The sequence below is a fragment of the Rhizobium sp. C104 genome, assembly GCF_022354505.1.
GTDB classification, from domain to species: domain Bacteria; phylum Pseudomonadota; class Alphaproteobacteria; order Rhizobiales; family Rhizobiaceae; genus Rhizobium; species Rhizobium redzepovicii.
On the sequence record NZ_CP092348.1, the window covers coordinates 3,552,933 to 3,567,256 of the forward strand.

At 59.0% G+C, this 14,324-nt stretch carries 11 protein-coding genes and 1 pseudogene; 9 read left to right on the top strand and 3 right to left on the bottom strand.

Annotated elements, in window-relative coordinates:
* Positions 1-2 precede the first annotated feature (2 nt).
* Positions 3-1,358, bottom strand: coding sequence for an amino acid permease (locus tag MF410_RS18810; RefSeq protein ID WP_097628427.1), 1,356 nt, complete (start codon positions 1,356-1,358; stop codon positions 3-5).
* Positions 1,359-1,619: 261 nt separating this feature from the next.
* Here MF410_RS18810 and MF410_RS18815 point away from each other — a divergent pair, with 261 nt between their 5' ends.
* The 9 genes and pseudogenes from MF410_RS18815 (at position 1,620) to MF410_RS18855 (ending at position 12,156) form a co-directional block, all read left to right on the top strand.
* Positions 1,620-1,979, top strand: coding sequence for a hypothetical protein (locus MF410_RS18815; RefSeq protein WP_239619949.1), 360 nt, complete (start codon positions 1,620-1,622; stop codon positions 1,977-1,979).
* Between the two features lie 195 nt (positions 1,980-2,174).
* Entirely contained in the window at positions 2,175-3,101 is a 927-nt protein-coding gene (locus MF410_RS18820; protein ID WP_239620442.1) for a cation transporter, read from the top strand.
* Positions 3,102-3,258: 157 nt separating this feature from the next.
* Positions 3,259-5,520 carry an arginine/lysine/ornithine decarboxylase gene (locus MF410_RS18825; protein WP_097628428.1) on the top strand — a complete coding sequence of 754 codons (2,262 nt, stop codon included), beginning with the start codon at positions 3,259-3,261 and terminating at the stop codon, positions 5,518-5,520.
* A pseudogene (speC, locus tag MF410_RS18830) lies at positions 5,517-7,903 on the top strand (ornithine decarboxylase). Before MF410_RS18825 ends, speC begins: the two are co-directional and overlap by 4 nt.
* Positions 7,900-9,258 carry a putrescine-ornithine antiporter gene (potE, locus tag MF410_RS18835; RefSeq protein WP_097628430.1) on the top strand — a complete coding sequence of 453 codons (1,359 nt, stop codon included), beginning with the start codon at positions 7,900-7,902 and terminating at the stop codon, positions 9,256-9,258. Before speC ends, potE begins: the two are co-directional and overlap by 4 nt.
* A gap of 15 nt (positions 9,259-9,273) precedes the next feature.
* On the top strand, positions 9,274-10,197 hold the full coding sequence (locus MF410_RS18840; RefSeq protein WP_097628431.1) for an amino acid ABC transporter substrate-binding protein: 924 nt from the start codon (positions 9,274-9,276) through the stop codon (positions 10,195-10,197).
* Positions 10,198-10,220: 23 nt separating this feature from the next.
* A complete protein-coding gene (gene cax, locus MF410_RS18845; protein WP_097628432.1) occupies positions 10,221-11,315 on the top strand; it encodes a calcium/proton exchanger in 1,095 nt (364 codons plus the stop codon).
* A complete protein-coding gene (locus tag MF410_RS18850; protein WP_097628433.1) occupies positions 11,312-11,674 on the top strand; it encodes a potassium channel family protein in 363 nt (120 codons plus the stop codon). Before cax ends, MF410_RS18850 begins: the two co-directional genes overlap by 4 nt.
* Before the next feature lie 245 nt (positions 11,675-11,919).
* Positions 11,920-12,156: a hypothetical protein gene (locus tag MF410_RS18855; protein WP_097628434.1), complete on the top strand. Its 237-nt coding sequence runs from the start codon at positions 11,920-11,922 to the stop codon at positions 12,154-12,156.
* 62 nt (positions 12,157-12,218) lie between these two features.
* Here the strand turns inward: MF410_RS18855 and MF410_RS18860 are convergent, their stop codons facing one another.
* The gene (locus tag MF410_RS18860; protein ID WP_097628435.1) at positions 12,219-13,376 is read right to left on the bottom strand and encodes an AI-2E family transporter; all 1,158 of its coding nucleotides are present in this window, start codon (positions 13,374-13,376) and stop codon (positions 12,219-12,221) included.
* Positions 13,377-13,393: 17 nt separating this feature from the next.
* Entirely contained in the window at positions 13,394-14,239 is an 846-nt protein-coding gene (gene ppk2, locus MF410_RS18865; RefSeq protein WP_097628436.1) for a polyphosphate kinase 2, read from the bottom strand.
* Positions 14,240-14,324 lie beyond the last annotated feature (85 nt).

Here is a 14,324-nt window from a genome sequence, read left to right on the forward strand (position 1 = left end):
GTTTATCCAGAGACGGCAGGGTGCGTGACAGCACCCGATGCCGTCCCTTTGTCTGTCGCTACACTGGCATTGCGCCTCTGCCAGACATAGACGGGGATGCCGAGCATCAGGAGCACGAGGCCATAAAGTACCGGTTCGGCGCCGGATCCATACAGGGTGAAGATCGCAAAGACAAAGGCGATAAGTTCGATCGTGCTTACCTTTGGCATTCGCCCTCGCGTCGCGCCAGCAACCAGAGTTCCAGCAAGCGCACAAAAAGCGTAGGGTACGACGGCGGCCATCGTGCTCAGCCCGACCATCAATCGATAGACTGCGGCAAAACCATCTGAACCAAGCGCCTGGACGAGCACCAGGATTGTTGCGAACGCGGCTGAGATGATCATGCCCCATGCCGGAACGCCGCGCTTCGAGAGTCGGGCAAAAAGCGGTGGGAACAGTCCGTCGCGGGCGGCTGCCATCGGCACCTGCCCCATCAGCAAGGTCCAACCATTGAGCGCACCGATCGAGGAGACTAGGACCGCGATCGAGATCACCAATTCGCCGGGACGCCCCCACATGATGCCCGCGGCTTGAGAGAAGGGCGCGACCGAATGGATAAGCTGCTCGCGCGGCACGAGGCCCATCACAACGACTGTGCCAAGCACGTAAAGGGCCGCAGCGATCGAGATGCCGATTACGGTTGACCGCGGAATGGTTCGTTCGGCGTTCTCGACATCGCCTGCCGGTACCGTCGCCGATTCAAGCCCCAGATAGGCAAACATGGTCAGCGGCGCCAGCGTCGCAAACGACTGCAACAGAGGCTGGCCGCTCGGGTTGAAATCGGAAAAATTCGAAGTGTCGATGAAGAGCAGGCCGATGATGGCGACGGCTCCGAAGGGGATGAGCTTGGCATAGGTCGTCACCTGCGCGAACAGACCTGCCGCATGGACGCCGCGAAGATTGACGAGCACGATCGCCCAGATAACGCCGAGCGTCAGCACGGTCGCCGTGAAGCGGTTGCCGAGGGCCGGGAAGAGGTCGATCATCACGCCGGTAAAGGCGATCGCGATCACGGGAAGCGACGTCCAGATGGAAATCCAATATCCCCAGGCAATCAGAAAGCCGGCGAAATCGCCATAGGCGATCTTCGTATAGGCATAGGGTCCGCCGACGGCGGGCACCAGGCTTGCCAGCCGCGCGAAGGTCAGGCCGAGGCAGATTGCCCCCGCACCCATGAGAATCCAGACAATGATCGCGAGATTGCCATAGGGCGCGACCGCAGCCGGCGAAAGATAAAAGCCCGACCCCACCATATTTCCGACCACGATGGCGGTGCAGGCACCAAGTCCAAGACTCTTGCCGTTTGGCGACGTTGTCATGCTCCGCTCCCTAGAGACGCCCTTTGTGAAGCCTAATTCAAATTGGACACCCGTTCCCAGACGCAATCTTCCTCCCAAAGAACGGACGCCGCAATCCGGTTCAATGCGTAGTCGGTGGGGGTCTTTCGAGCATCACGGTCAGGCCCGCGCGAGCAGGGGGATGCCGTTCTTTGAACAGCGTTGATCGTACGCAATGCCTGGCGCGGGTACATGCGCTATCCTGGGCAAGCAAACAACATTTCGATCTCGGGAGTTAGTGCGATGAAGATGGCCATGATCATTGGACTTGCCGTAGTGACTGCCGCCGCCGGAATTGCGCCGGTCGAGGCCCAGCAAACTAGGCGCGAATATCGCAGAATGAACTGGAGCGAGAATCTGCCTGAGGCGGTGCGAACCTATCACGACAGAAGATTCACGATCGTCAGCTATAGGACGGCCGATTTTTCCGAGACCGGCTCACACCCAACGCAGGGAAGCGAAGAGCATGTCAAAGCCATTCGAGATGCAATTCGCGCGAACAAATGGCTTACGGCCCAGCTCAAGACAAAGAAGCTCACCGCGAGCGATATCGAATGGGTTTCGCGAGCACGCAACGGCAATATGACATTCTATACAAAATGACCGCTATCTGAGCCGACCAGATCTATAAGCTGAGGCAGGCCGCGAGGCCGCCTCCACTGATAGGACAGTCGCCAGGCTGCCGTGGGCGACTGCGACTGGCAAGAGATGAAGGCAGACCCACCTGTTCACATCTCGTTTCACCTTCACGATCAGCATAAAACAGTTGCAATGAAGGCTGTCGAAGGCACGGCAATGATGTTAGGCGAGCGGGGATTTCTCAGGATCTCAATCGCAGCGACGGTGGTGGTCGCTACGCTGGGCGTGGTTTTCGGCATTCTTTCCGGATCGTTCTCCATCGCCTTCGACGGCGTTTATGCGCTGGCCGATGCGGCGATGACCGGGTTGGCGCTCTGGGTTTCCTCTCTGATCATACAATCAACGCAGAGCGACGCCCAATCGGGCAGAATCCGAAACCGTTTTACCATGGGCTTCTGGCACCTGGAGCCGATCGTGCTGATGCTCAACGGCTGCCTGCTGATGACAGTCGCCGTCTATGCGCTCATCAGCGCGATCATCAGCATCCTGAACGGCGGCCATGAATTGCAATTCGGCATGGCGATCGCTTATTCAGCGGCCACCCTGTTAGTCTGCGCCGTCATGGCTTTCCTCGGCATCAAGCTGAATGCCCGGGTCAAATCCGATTTCATCTCGCTCGACATCACGGCCTGGATCATGTCCGGCGGCATCGCGCTTGCCCTGCTAATTGCATTTCTGATGGGCATGGCCGTGCAGCCGACGCCGATCGCGTGGGTTGCCAGCTATGTGGACCCCGCCGTTCTGGCGCTGGTCTGCCTGGTCATGATCCCACTTCCGATCGGTACCGTCTGGAAGGCAATGACCGAAATCCTGCTGATAGCGCCCGTCGATCTCCAGGAGCATGTCGATCACGTCGCCACGGAAACCGTTCGTCGCCTCGGTTTTCTCTCTCATCGCGCCTATGTCGCCCGGATAGGCAGGGCGACGCAGATCGAGCTCTATTTCATCGTGCCCGAAGGACTACGTCCGAAGACCGTGGAGGAATGGGACGCACTCAGGGATGAGATAGGCGATGCAATCGGAGATGAGAGCGCCAATCGCTGGCTGACGATCGCCTTTACGGCCAATTCGGAATGGGCCGACTAATTCCGCGTCGGCCTTCACACAAAAATCGAAATGCTTTTGCCTCGCGTTGATTGCAATCAACGACGGAGCATTTTCCGTCCTGTACGATCCCGTCACCTGAGATGCGCGTCGCTGTAGAGCGATCGCGGCTTCTGACCCTCGGTTTCTGGAGGAACGCATGGAATTCCAGATGTCATTTCCGATAGCGGTTATCGACGAGGATTTTGATAGCAAAAGCGCTGCCGGCCGCGGCATGCGCGATCTCGCGGCTGCGATCGAGAAGGAGGGCTTCCGGATCGTTTCCGGCGTTTCCTACGAGGATGCGCGGCGCCTCGTGCATATCTTCAACACCGAATCCTGCTGGCTGGTGTCCGTCGACGGAAGCGAAGACAAGACCACGCGCTGGCAGGTTCTGGGAGAGGTCCTGGCCGCAAAGCGGCAGAGGAACGACCGCCTGCCAATTTTCCTGTTCGGCGACGAAACCACCGCCGAAGACGTTCCCGCCACGGTACTGCGCCACGCCAACGCTTTCTTCCGGCTGTTCGAGGATACGGCGGAATTCATGGCGCGCGCCATTGCGCAGGCCGCCCGCAACTATCTCGACCGGCTACCGCCGCCGATGTTCAAGGCGCTCATGGACTACACGCTTGAGGGCGCCTATTCCTGGCACACTCCCGGCCACGGCGGCGGTGTCGCTTTCCGCAAGAGCCCGGTCGGCCAGCTTTTCTATACGTTCTTCGGCGAAAACACGCTGCGGTCCGATATCTCCGTATCGGTCGCCAGCGTCGGTTCGCTGTTGGATCATGTCGGACCGATCGCCGAGGGCGAACGCAACGCGGCCCGCATCTTCGGCACCGACGAGACGCTGTTTGTCGTCGGCGGCACGTCGACGGCCAACAAGATCGTTTGGCACGGCATGGTCGGACGCGGCGATCTCGTGCTTTGTGACCGCAACTGCCACAAGTCCATCCTGCACTCGCTGATCATGACGGGCGCCACCCCGATCTATCTCATCCCCTCTCGCAATGGGCTCGGCATCATCGGTCCGATCTCGAAGGATCAGTTCACGCAAGAGGCGATCACCCGCAAGATTGCCGCAAGCCCCTTTGCGGGGCAGACCAGTGGCAAGGTCCGGCTGATGGTCATCACGAATTCGACCTACGACGGGCTTTGCTACAATGTCGATGCGATCAAGGCGTCGCTCGGCGACGCGGTCGAGGTGCTGCATTTCGACGAGGCCTGGTATGCCTACGCCAACTTTCACGAATTTTATGATGGCTTCCACGGCATCTCGTCGAACCAGCCGACCCGATCGCAAAACGCCATCACCTTTGCCACGCACTCGACGCACAAGCTGCTTGCCGCGCTTTCACAGGCATCGATGATTCACATCCAGCATGCCGAGACCAAGCGGCTCGACATCACACGCTTCAACGAAGCCTTCATGATGCACACTTCGACCTCGCCGCAATACGGCATCATCGCCTCCTGCGACGTCGCGGCTGCGATGATGGAACAACCCGCCGGGCGAGCGTTGGTGCAGGAGACGATAGATGAGGCGATCAGCTTCCGCCGGGCGATGAACAGCGTGAAAAAACAAATCGAGGGCAGCTGGTGGTTCGACGTCTGGGAGCCGACGGTTGCCGAGCAGACGCCGAGCGACACCCATGCCGACTGGGTGCTGAAGCCGGGCGATGCCTGGCATGGTTTCGCCGGCCTTGCCGAAAATCATGTCATGGTCGATCCCATCAAGGTCACCATCCTATCGCCGGGCCTCTCTGCAAGCGGAGCGATGGACGAGCACGGGATACCGGCGGCCGTTATCACGAAGTTCCTCTCTTCCCGGCGCATCGAAATCGAGAAGACCGGCCTCTATTCCTTCCTTGTTCTCTTCTCAATGGGCATTACCCGCGGCAAGTGGAGCACGCTCGTCACCGAGCTCATCAATTTCAAGGACCTCTATGACGCCAATGCGCCGCTGACGCGGGCGCTGCCGGCGCTCGCCGCAGCCCATCCGGAAGCCTATGCCGGCGTGGGATTGAGAGATCTCTGCGAAAAGATCCATGCGATCTACCGCAAGGACGACGTGCCGAAAGCCCAGCGCGAGATGTACACGGTGCTGCCCGAGATGGCGCTGCGTCCCGCCGATGCCTATGACCGGCTGGTCAAGGGCAAGATCGAGAGCATCGAGATCGACGATCTGATGAACCGCATCCTCGCCGTGATGATCGTTCCCTATCCGCCGGGCATCCCGCTGATCATGCCTGGCGAGAGGATCACGCAATCGACGAAGTCCATCCAGGACTACCTGCTTTACGCCCGAGACTTCGACCGCAAATTCCCCGGTTTCGAAACGGATATTCACGGCCTTCGCTTCGCGTCCGGTGACGGCGGACGCCGCTACCTTGTCGATTGCATTGCAGGGGAGGAGCAGGAATGATCCCGCGTGATGTGAAGTCTCCGACGGTCGCCATACCCTTCCACAAGTTGCTGAAGATCGTGGCGATCATCGATCGCGGCAATTCTCAGGCTCAGGAACTGGTCTCACAGATCGTCGACCAGGGCTTCGAGGTGGAACTGCGTGGCGATTATTCAGCCGATGTCTCAGAGGATGCCGATGTTGGCGCCTATATCGGCTCGGTGGAAGGCGGCCAGCTGTCGGCGGCTCGCAGCTTCCTTCGCGCGGTGAGGGATATCGGCTTCCGTACACCGATCTGGGCAATGGCCGATACGTTGACCATCAAGGATATGGACGTCGTCGAAATGGCCGGCGAGGTCGACGGCTTCGTTTACCTCGGCCAGCAGACGCCGACCTTCTACGCCAAGCAGATCGTCTCCAGCGCGGTCAATTACGGCAAGTCGCTGCTGCCGCCGTTCTTCGGCGGCATGATGGCGTATGACGGCGAGGCGAATATCGCCTTCGACTGCCCCGGGCATCAGGGCGGCCAGTTCTATCGGAAGTCGCCGGCCGGACAGCTATTCTTCAAATATTTCGGCGAGAGCATTTTCCGTAACGACCTTTGCAACGCGGATGTCGATCTCGGTGACCTCCTGATCCATGAAGGTCCAGCCGTCGAAGCCCAGAAACAGGCAGCTCGCATCTTCGGTGCGGACCGCACCTATTTCATTCTCAACGGAACAAGTACCTCCAACAAGGTGGTCGCCAATGCGGTGCTGCGCAGCGGCGATCTCGTGCTCTTCGATCGCAACAACCATAAATCCCTGCATCAGGGCGCTCTTGTTCAAGCCGGCGCCATTCCGATCTATCTGCCAACGGCCCGCAATTCTTTCGGCATGATCGGCGCGGTGGACTGGGCGGCATGGGAGGAAAGCTGGCTGCGGCGAAAGATCGAGGAACATCCGCTCGTTTCCGACAAGAACCGTGCGAAGGCAGACCGGCCCTTCCGCCTCGCCTGCATCCAGCTCGCAACCTATGACGGAACGATTTATAATGTCAGCCAAGTCATGGAGAAGATCGGCCATCTCTGCGACTACGTGCTCTGGGACGAGGCCTGGATCGGCTATAATGCCTTCCACCCGCTCTTCGAGGGCCACAGCCCGATGCGTCTCAAGGACCTTGGGGCCGACATGCCGGGATTGTTTTCAACCCAGTCGGTGCACAAGCAGGGTGCCGGCTTTTCACAGGCGTCGCAGATTCATAAGCGCGACGAACATATCAGCGGCCAGCGCCGGTTCGTCGAACACAAGCGCTTTAATGAATCGCTGCTGATGCATGTGTCGACCTCTCCATTCTATCCGCTCTTCGCCTCGCTTGACGTCAATGCCAAGGTCCATGAAGGCAAGGCGGGCGAAATGCTCTGGGATCGTTGTATCGAACTCGGGATCGAGGTTCGCAAGAAGCTGCGCGGCTTCGTGAAGCATTACGAAACAAAGGGTGCAAATCCCGAAGAGCAGTGGTTCTTTGATCCCTTCGTGCCGGACAAGATCTCGGTGTCCGGTTCAAAGCATTCGAGTGACCTCGCTGAGACACGCTGGGAAGATATCCCCACCGATGTGCTCAAGCGCGAGCAGCAGTGCTGGAGGTTCGGCCCGGAGGCAAAATGGCATGGCTACGCCGGCTATGCGCCCGGCTACACCATGGTCGATCCCAACAAGCTCACGCTGCTGACGCCGGGCATCGACCGGGAGACCGGCGAATATCGCGAGTTCGGAATTCCGGCGACCGTGGTCGCCAACTATCTGCGCGAGCAGCGGGTCGTGCCGGAGAAGTGCGATCTCAACAGCCTGCTTTTCCTGCTTACGCCGGCAGAGGATGAGAGCAAGCTGAATACGCTGGTGGCCAAGCTGGTGAAGTTCAAGAACCTCTGGGATCGCGACGCGCCTCTGCAGGAGGTTCTGCCGACGGTGTTTGCGGCCAATCGCGAGCGTTATGCGGGCTACACGGTTCGGCAGGTCTGCAGGGAGATGCATTCGTTCTATCGCGATGCCGGCGTCAAGGACCTGCAGCGCCTGTGTTTCCGTTCAGAAAGTTTTCCGGAACCGGCAATTGCGCCGAAACAGGCCTATGAAGCGCTGGTGGCCAACAATGTCGACTACGTGCCGCTCGTTGAAGCCGCTGGCCGGATCTCGGCGACGCTGGCATTGATCTATCCCCCGGCATCGGAGTGATCGTGCCGGGAGAGCGGTGGGATGAAAGGGCGCGGCCGATGCGCGATTATTTCCTGGCTTTCGAAGAATCTTTCAATCGCTTCCCGGGCTTCAACTACGAAGTCCAGGGTGTGTTCCAGGAACGGATCGATGGGCGGATCAAGTTCTATACGTACGTCGTGCGCGAGCAAGGGGACGGGAGGATCTCATCATGACCGACAACACAATGCATCTTGCGGGCGAGGCCACGGCCAAGAAAAAGATGAACCTGGTGCAACTCACCTTCATCGTCGCGGTCAATATGATGGGTTCAGGCATCATCATGCTGCCTGCCAACATGGCGCAAGTGGGTGCGATCTCGCTTCTCTCCTGGCTTGTGACCGCCATCGGCTCGATGGCGATTGCCTACGGGTTCGCTCAGGCAGGGATCTTCAACCAGCGGCCGGGGGGCATGTCGGCCTATGCGGAGGATGCCTATGGCAAGGACGGCTTTTTCCTGGTGTTCTTTCTGTATTTTCTGTCGCTCGCCATCGGCAATGTCGCGATCGGCATCTCTGCGGTGGGCTACCTCGCGGGCTTCTTTCCCGTTTTGACCTCGACGCCGATCATGACATGTCTGGCGCTCATCGTTCTTCTCTGGCTGACGACTGCGGCAAATTTCGGCGGGCCCCGAATCACCGGGCGTATCGGCTCGATCACGGTTTGGGGTGTTATCATTCCAGTGGGTTTGCTCTCGATCATCGGGTGGCTGTGGTTCAGTTCAAGCACTTTCGCCGCCGCCTGGAATCCGAAGGGGCTGACGCTCGGCCAAGGAATGGGATCGAGTATTTCCCTGACGCTCTGGGCCTTTCTCGGGATGGAGTCGGCGGCGCAGAATTCGGATGCCGTTGAGAACCCGAAGCGCGACGTGCCGCTTGCCTGCATGTTCGGCACACTTGGCGCTGCGGTCATCTATATCCTGTCGACGACGGTCATTCAGGGCATCGTACCGAACGCAGAACTTGCAGCTTCGACCGGACCCTTCGCGCTGGCCTACGCCACTATGTTCAATCCGACGATCGGTTCGATCATCATGGCGCTTGCAGTGCTTGCCTGCCTTGGTTCGCTCCTGGGCTGGCAGTTCACGATCGCGCAGACTGCGCGCACCGCCGCGGAGGGCCGAATGTTCCCTGTCATATTCTCCCACGTTAACGAGATGGGTGCGCCGGTAAAGGGGATGATCATTCTCGGTGTCGTGCAAACATGTCTTGCTCTCATGACAATTTCTCCGACACTCAGCGAGCAGTTTTCCGCTCTGGTCAATCTCGCGGTGGTAACCAACGTCCTGCCTTACATCATCGCACTCTCGGCGCTGTTCGTCATCATGAAGGCGGCGCGTGTGCCGCCTGCGAAATACCGGCTTAATGCCGTCATCTGCATGATCGGCATGCTTTACAGCGTCTTTGCAATTTATGCTTCCGGCAAGGATGCCGTGTTGGGCGGAATGCTCGTGACCGGCATCAGCTTCATCATCTACGGCCTGATCGCACCGCGCTTCGCCGTCGGCGTGAACCGTGTGCCGGCCGAGTAGCGGGGAGGAGAAACCATGTCTATCAAAGGTCGCTGGATCGCAACGGGCACCGTCATTGCCATCGCGGCGCTTTCGTCAATAGGTTTAGCCCCAGCCGACGCACAGACGCTGGATCGTGTCCGCGCCAGCAGTTCGTTAAAACTGGGCTACGAGCCCGACGCCCGACCGTTTTCGTTCAAGACCGACAGTGGAGCGCCCGACGGGTATGCGGTCGCGCTTTGCAACAAGGTTGCAGACAACGTGAAAGCCGAACTGAACCTGTCGAGGCTCAATGTGGAGTGGGTATCCCTGAGCGCCGACGCGCGGGAGACTGCTGTTGCAGATGGCGTCGTGGATCTCGTCTGCGGTGCGGAGCCGGTCACACTCAGCCGCAGGCAAAAGGTCTCGTTCTCCATCCCGATCTTTCCGAGCGGCACCGGGGCCGTTGTCAGCGCCAGCGCGCCTTTGGCTCTACGGGAGGTGTTGGAGTATGGCGAACCGACGAACAGGCCTGTATGGCGAGGCTCGCCTGCGCGCACAATACTCGAGCACAAGACATTCTCGTCTGTAACGGGCACGACAAGCGAGCGGTGGCTGTCGGACAGGATCAAGACCTTCCAGCTCGCCGCGACGGCGGCATCCGTCGACAACTTCCAGCAGGGCATCGAGCGCGTTCTGGACCGTCGATCAGCTGTCCTTTTTGGAGACATGCCGCTTCTGATGGACGCTGCGGCGCGCAGCGATAATTCTGGCGATCTGGTTATTTTAAAACGTCATTTCACCTACGAGCCGCTTGGTCTTGAACTCGCGCGAACGGACGAGGACTTCCGGCTGACAGTTGATCGAGCGTTGAGCCAAGCCTATGCGGCCAAGGATTTCCGCACGTTGTTTACAACCTGGTTTGGTCCGCCGGATGAGTCGACAGTCAACTTCTTCCAGCAGACTGCTTTGCCCGAATAACACCACCCAAAGGGAGCAAACCGTTGAGCCTCCTTTTGCAAGAGATCCGCGACAGCCCTATGCTGTGGTTGCTGATCGCGGTGCCGGTGGTGTTCGTAGCTGCGGCGGTAATGCCCGAAGCCCACACTGCGCTGTTTGTCCTTTCGGTGCTTGCTATCGTGCCGCTGGCGGGGTTGCTCAGTCACGCAACCGAATCGGTAGCCGCCAAGACGGGTGACGCCGCAGGCGGTCTGCTGAATGCGACCCTCGGCAATCTGACCGAACTGGTCATCGCGCTGGCTGCTCTGCAGGCCGGCCAATATACGCTGGTCAAGGCGTCCATCGCCGGAGCGATCGTCACCAATACGCTGTTCATGCTCGGCGCTTCGTTTCTGCTCGGCGGACTCAAATACCACATTCAGGAATTCAACCGTGCCAGCGCGCGTATTCAAGCCGGCTTGCTGTTTCTGGCCACGGTCGCCCTGCTGATGCCTTCGGCACTTGGCGGATTGGACACAGCATCGGTCGCACCCGTCACTCAAACCCTCAGCCTCAGCCTGGCCCTCCTGTTGATCATCGGATACGGGCTAGGGCTGTTGTTCACGCTTGGAACACATCGGGAATTTTTCTCTTCGGCGGATCATGCCGAGGCCGGTGAAGCGCCCTGGCCGATCGGTCTTGCTCTCGGCACGCTTGGCGGGGTCACCGTCCTTGTCGCCTTGGTGAGCGAGATTTTCGTCGAGTCCGTGCAGGAAGCGGCCGAAGCCTTCGGAATGACCCCCGCCTTTGTCGGTTTTATCGTCGTTGCATTGGTCGGTGGCGCCGCCGAAATGGCCTCAGCGTTTTCCGGCGCGCGTAAGAACCGGCTCGATCTGAGCGTCGGCATCGCGCTCGGGAGCGCGTCCCAGATCGCCTTGTTCGTCGCACCCGTTCTGGTCTTGATGAGCTACGTTATCGGCCCGTCGCAAATGGATCTGCAATTCTGGCCGGGCGCCGTGACGATGATGTTCCTTGCGACGGTGACTGCGATGTTCGTCACCAACAGCGGACGATCGGCATGGTTTGTCGGCGTCCTGGTGCTAATGGTGTACATGATTTTCGCGATAACGCTGTATGTCCTGCCGCCGGCAGTGCGATGATGTCCCGCGTTCCCAGGCAATCAGCCGGCGGGCCGCACACCCGGCAGATGAGGCGGCTGTTCTTCATCGCACTGGCAAAGCAGCTTCGCGTCATCTGGCCGATCCTCTCCGGCATCGTATCGATCATGGTCGCGTCTGGGCTTGCCATTTGGCAGATCGAGAATTGGCGGATCGACGAAGCGCTTTATTTTACCTTCGTGACGGGACTTACCATCGGCTACGGCGATTTCACGCCCAAACATGTTTCGGCACGAATCCTGGCCTTGCTCATCGGTTTTGCAGGGATCGTTCTGACCGGCGTCATCGCAGCCATCACAGTAAAGGCTTTAAACGCAACGGACCGTGACGGCAGCAGCTAAAGCATGTCGCGCAAAAGTGTGCAGCGGTTTTGCGATAACGACATGCGTAAATACAAGGACCTAAAGCGCGGGGAGCGAACCTGAAAGATCGCGACGCGCTTTACATGTAGAGCCATTCCGGGTCGGATGCGGCTTCCCGTGGCTATTGTTCTCAAATCCATACATTTGTTCGTGATCTCGGGAACGATCCGTCACCTTCGCAGCTTCGTATCCATTGCAAGAGTGTTTGAATGCGGAGCTGACCCATGAGCAAAGAGCGCGGCCGCAGAAAATTGATGTTGCGACTTCCCGATATTCGGCATCTTCTCGCGAATAAGACCAGTGAAGCGCTCGCGGAAATGTTTGAATCCTACGATCTTGCAGCCGACGCGCTGGAGCGGTTCCGAAGCAAGAACCCGAGGGAAGACAAGCTGATCAGCGAGTATGAACGACTATGCCGCGAAATTGAGCAGGAAGTTGTCGTCTACTGCAAGAACCGGTGACCCCGCCCAACACTGACCGCGACCAATCCGAGGGGCATCTCGCCTGCCGCCACATAAGACCGTCATTGCCTATTTTCTATGGGTTCCGGTAGGGCGTCGACGCTGGCGGCTCGGCTATTTTCCGCTCCGGCCTGAACCGACGGCCAGGCCCAGGCTCTCAGCAGCTCGTAGAAGACGCTGAGCACGACCGGCCCCAAAAATAAGCCCAGCAGCCCATGGGAAAGAGTGCCGCCGATGACACCGATCAGGATGACCGGCATCGGGGTCGAGAGACCTCGCGCCATCAGCATGGGCTTCAATATGTTGTCGATGAGCGTGATAGGCACGGTGATGGCAGTAAACGCAAAAGCAGCGGCGGGCGACCACGAAACCCACGACCAGATAATAACCGGAAGAAGCACGAGCCCAGGCCCCAGTTGCATCAGGCAAAACATGAAGATCACGAATGTCAGTGCCCCACGCGCCGGGACGCCAAAGAAAGCAAAGCACAATCCGCAGAGCAAGGTCTGCAGGAAGGCAACGCCAATGACCCCTCGCGATACATTGCGCACCGTGGCTCCGGCCAGCCGGGCAAAGCCGACACCCTTTTCACCGGCGATGCGGTTTGCCAGCACTTGTATGGCGGCAGCCAGGCGTGCTGACCGCGTGAGAAATATTCCTGAAAGCATGATCGAAACGACAAAGCTCAACACGCCGCCGCCGATTGAGGCAAGCTTTGTGACGATAACGGCCGTCACCTCACGAATCGGCGCCTGAAACTTGATGATCGTCGCCGCCAGATCGCTTGCAATCTGATTCCAGGCGTCATGGATACGCTCGCCGACGACGGGCCACTCCCGAATGGCCGCCGGCGCCGAGGGGAGCGTGAAATCCCCCACCCGCAACTTGTTGATCAACGCCTGCGCTGTGTCGGCAAAATTGACCGCAACGAGAGCCAGGGGCGCAATGATCAGGACGAGGCAAAAGACGACGATGATACTGGCTGCGATGACGGGCCGGTTTCCAAGCAACCTGCAGAGCGCTTGGAATATCGGGAAAAGCGCCACCGCCAGAATTGCCGACCAAATAACGATCAGCGCGAAGGGAGCAATCAGGACGATCGTCCAATAGGCGAAAAGCCCGATGATGCCCAACCGGACAAGATCGCTTATTCTCGCCTCTACCGAAATCTGCCCTGACCCGGCTCCCTGCGCCGCCGTATCGCCTATGTTCTCAGCCATGTTCGGCTAAAGCCGTGTTATGACGTCGCGTCGGGCACAACATGGCGGACGCTGAGGTCCTCCATGAAATCCGCCGGCCGCTTCTGACGTTTGCCGAGGTCGGGTGCTTCAAACTTCACCCGTTCATAGGGAATGGATTGCAGGATGTGCGAAATGCAGTTGACCCGGGCACGTTTCTTGTCATCCGAGGGCACCACCCACCACGGCGCGTGATTGCTGTCGGTCATCCGCAGCATCTCGTCATAAACGCGCGTGTAGTCCCACCAGCGCTGATAGGATTCGACATCCATAGGGCTGAGTTTCCACTGCCGCAGCGGGTCGTCGATCCGGCGTCTGAAACGGCGTTCCTGCTCTTCCTCGCTGACCGTCAGGAAGTATTTCAGCAGAACGACGCCGCTTTCGACGATCGCCGCCTCGAAGCGAGGCGCCAACTCAAGAAAGCGCTGCGCTTTCTTGTCGCTGCAGAATCCCATGACGCGATCGACGCCGGCGCGGTTGTACCAGCTGCGGTCGAATATGACGACCTCGCCGGCCGCCGGCATATGCGCGATATAGCGCTGCATGTAGATCTGGGACTTCTCACGGTCGGTCGGCGCCGGCAATGCGACGATGCGAAAGACCCGCGGACTGACCCTTTCCGTTATACGCTTGATCATGCCGCCTTTGCCGGCGGCATCCCGGCCCTCGAAGACGATGACGACCCTCGTGCCGGATTTCTTGATCCAGGCTTGCAAATGGGCCAGTTCCACCTGGAGCCGTGCGATTTCCTTGTCGTAATCCCATGATTTCTTTTTCTTTTTCTTATCCTTTCCGACGCGGCCTGCCTCTCCATCCGTCCGGCTGGGTTCGTAATTCTCGTCCATTTTCTCTCCCTCCCTTTCGCGAACATGCTATCTTTGTTTTCATACAATTCTGGACGCAAACCGCTGTGCAGTTTTGCCGGAATTG

What these genes read in the sequence shown, in the direction of transcription:
- MF410_RS18840 (WP_097628431.1), top strand. Translation starts at nt 9,274, where the DNA reads ATGTCTATCAAAGGTCGCTGGATCGCAACGGGCACCGTCATTGCCATC.
- MF410_RS18810 (WP_097628427.1), bottom strand. Translation starts at nt 1,358, where the DNA reads ATGACAACGTCGCCAAACGGCAAGAGTCTTGGACTTGGTGCCTGCACC.
- MF410_RS18820 (WP_239620442.1), top strand. Translation starts at nt 2,175, where the DNA reads ATGTTAGGCGAGCGGGGATTTCTCAGGATCTCAATCGCAGCGACGGTG.
- MF410_RS18825 (WP_097628428.1), top strand. Translation starts at nt 3,259, where the DNA reads ATGGAATTCCAGATGTCATTTCCGATAGCGGTTATCGACGAGGATTTT.
- MF410_RS18850 (WP_097628433.1), top strand. Translation starts at nt 11,312, where the DNA reads ATGATGTCCCGCGTTCCCAGGCAATCAGCCGGCGGGCCGCACACCCGG.
- MF410_RS18815 (WP_239619949.1), top strand. Translation starts at nt 1,620, where the DNA reads ATGAAGATGGCCATGATCATTGGACTTGCCGTAGTGACTGCCGCCGCC.
- potE (WP_097628430.1), top strand. Translation starts at nt 7,900, where the DNA reads ATGACCGACAACACAATGCATCTTGCGGGCGAGGCCACGGCCAAGAAA.
- MF410_RS18860 (WP_097628435.1), bottom strand. Translation starts at nt 13,376, where the DNA reads ATGGCTGAGAACATAGGCGATACGGCGGCGCAGGGAGCCGGGTCAGGG.
- MF410_RS18855 (WP_097628434.1), top strand. Translation starts at nt 11,920, where the DNA reads ATGAGCAAAGAGCGCGGCCGCAGAAAATTGATGTTGCGACTTCCCGAT.
- ppk2 (WP_097628436.1), bottom strand. Translation starts at nt 14,239, where the DNA reads ATGGACGAGAATTACGAACCCAGCCGGACGGATGGAGAGGCAGGCCGC.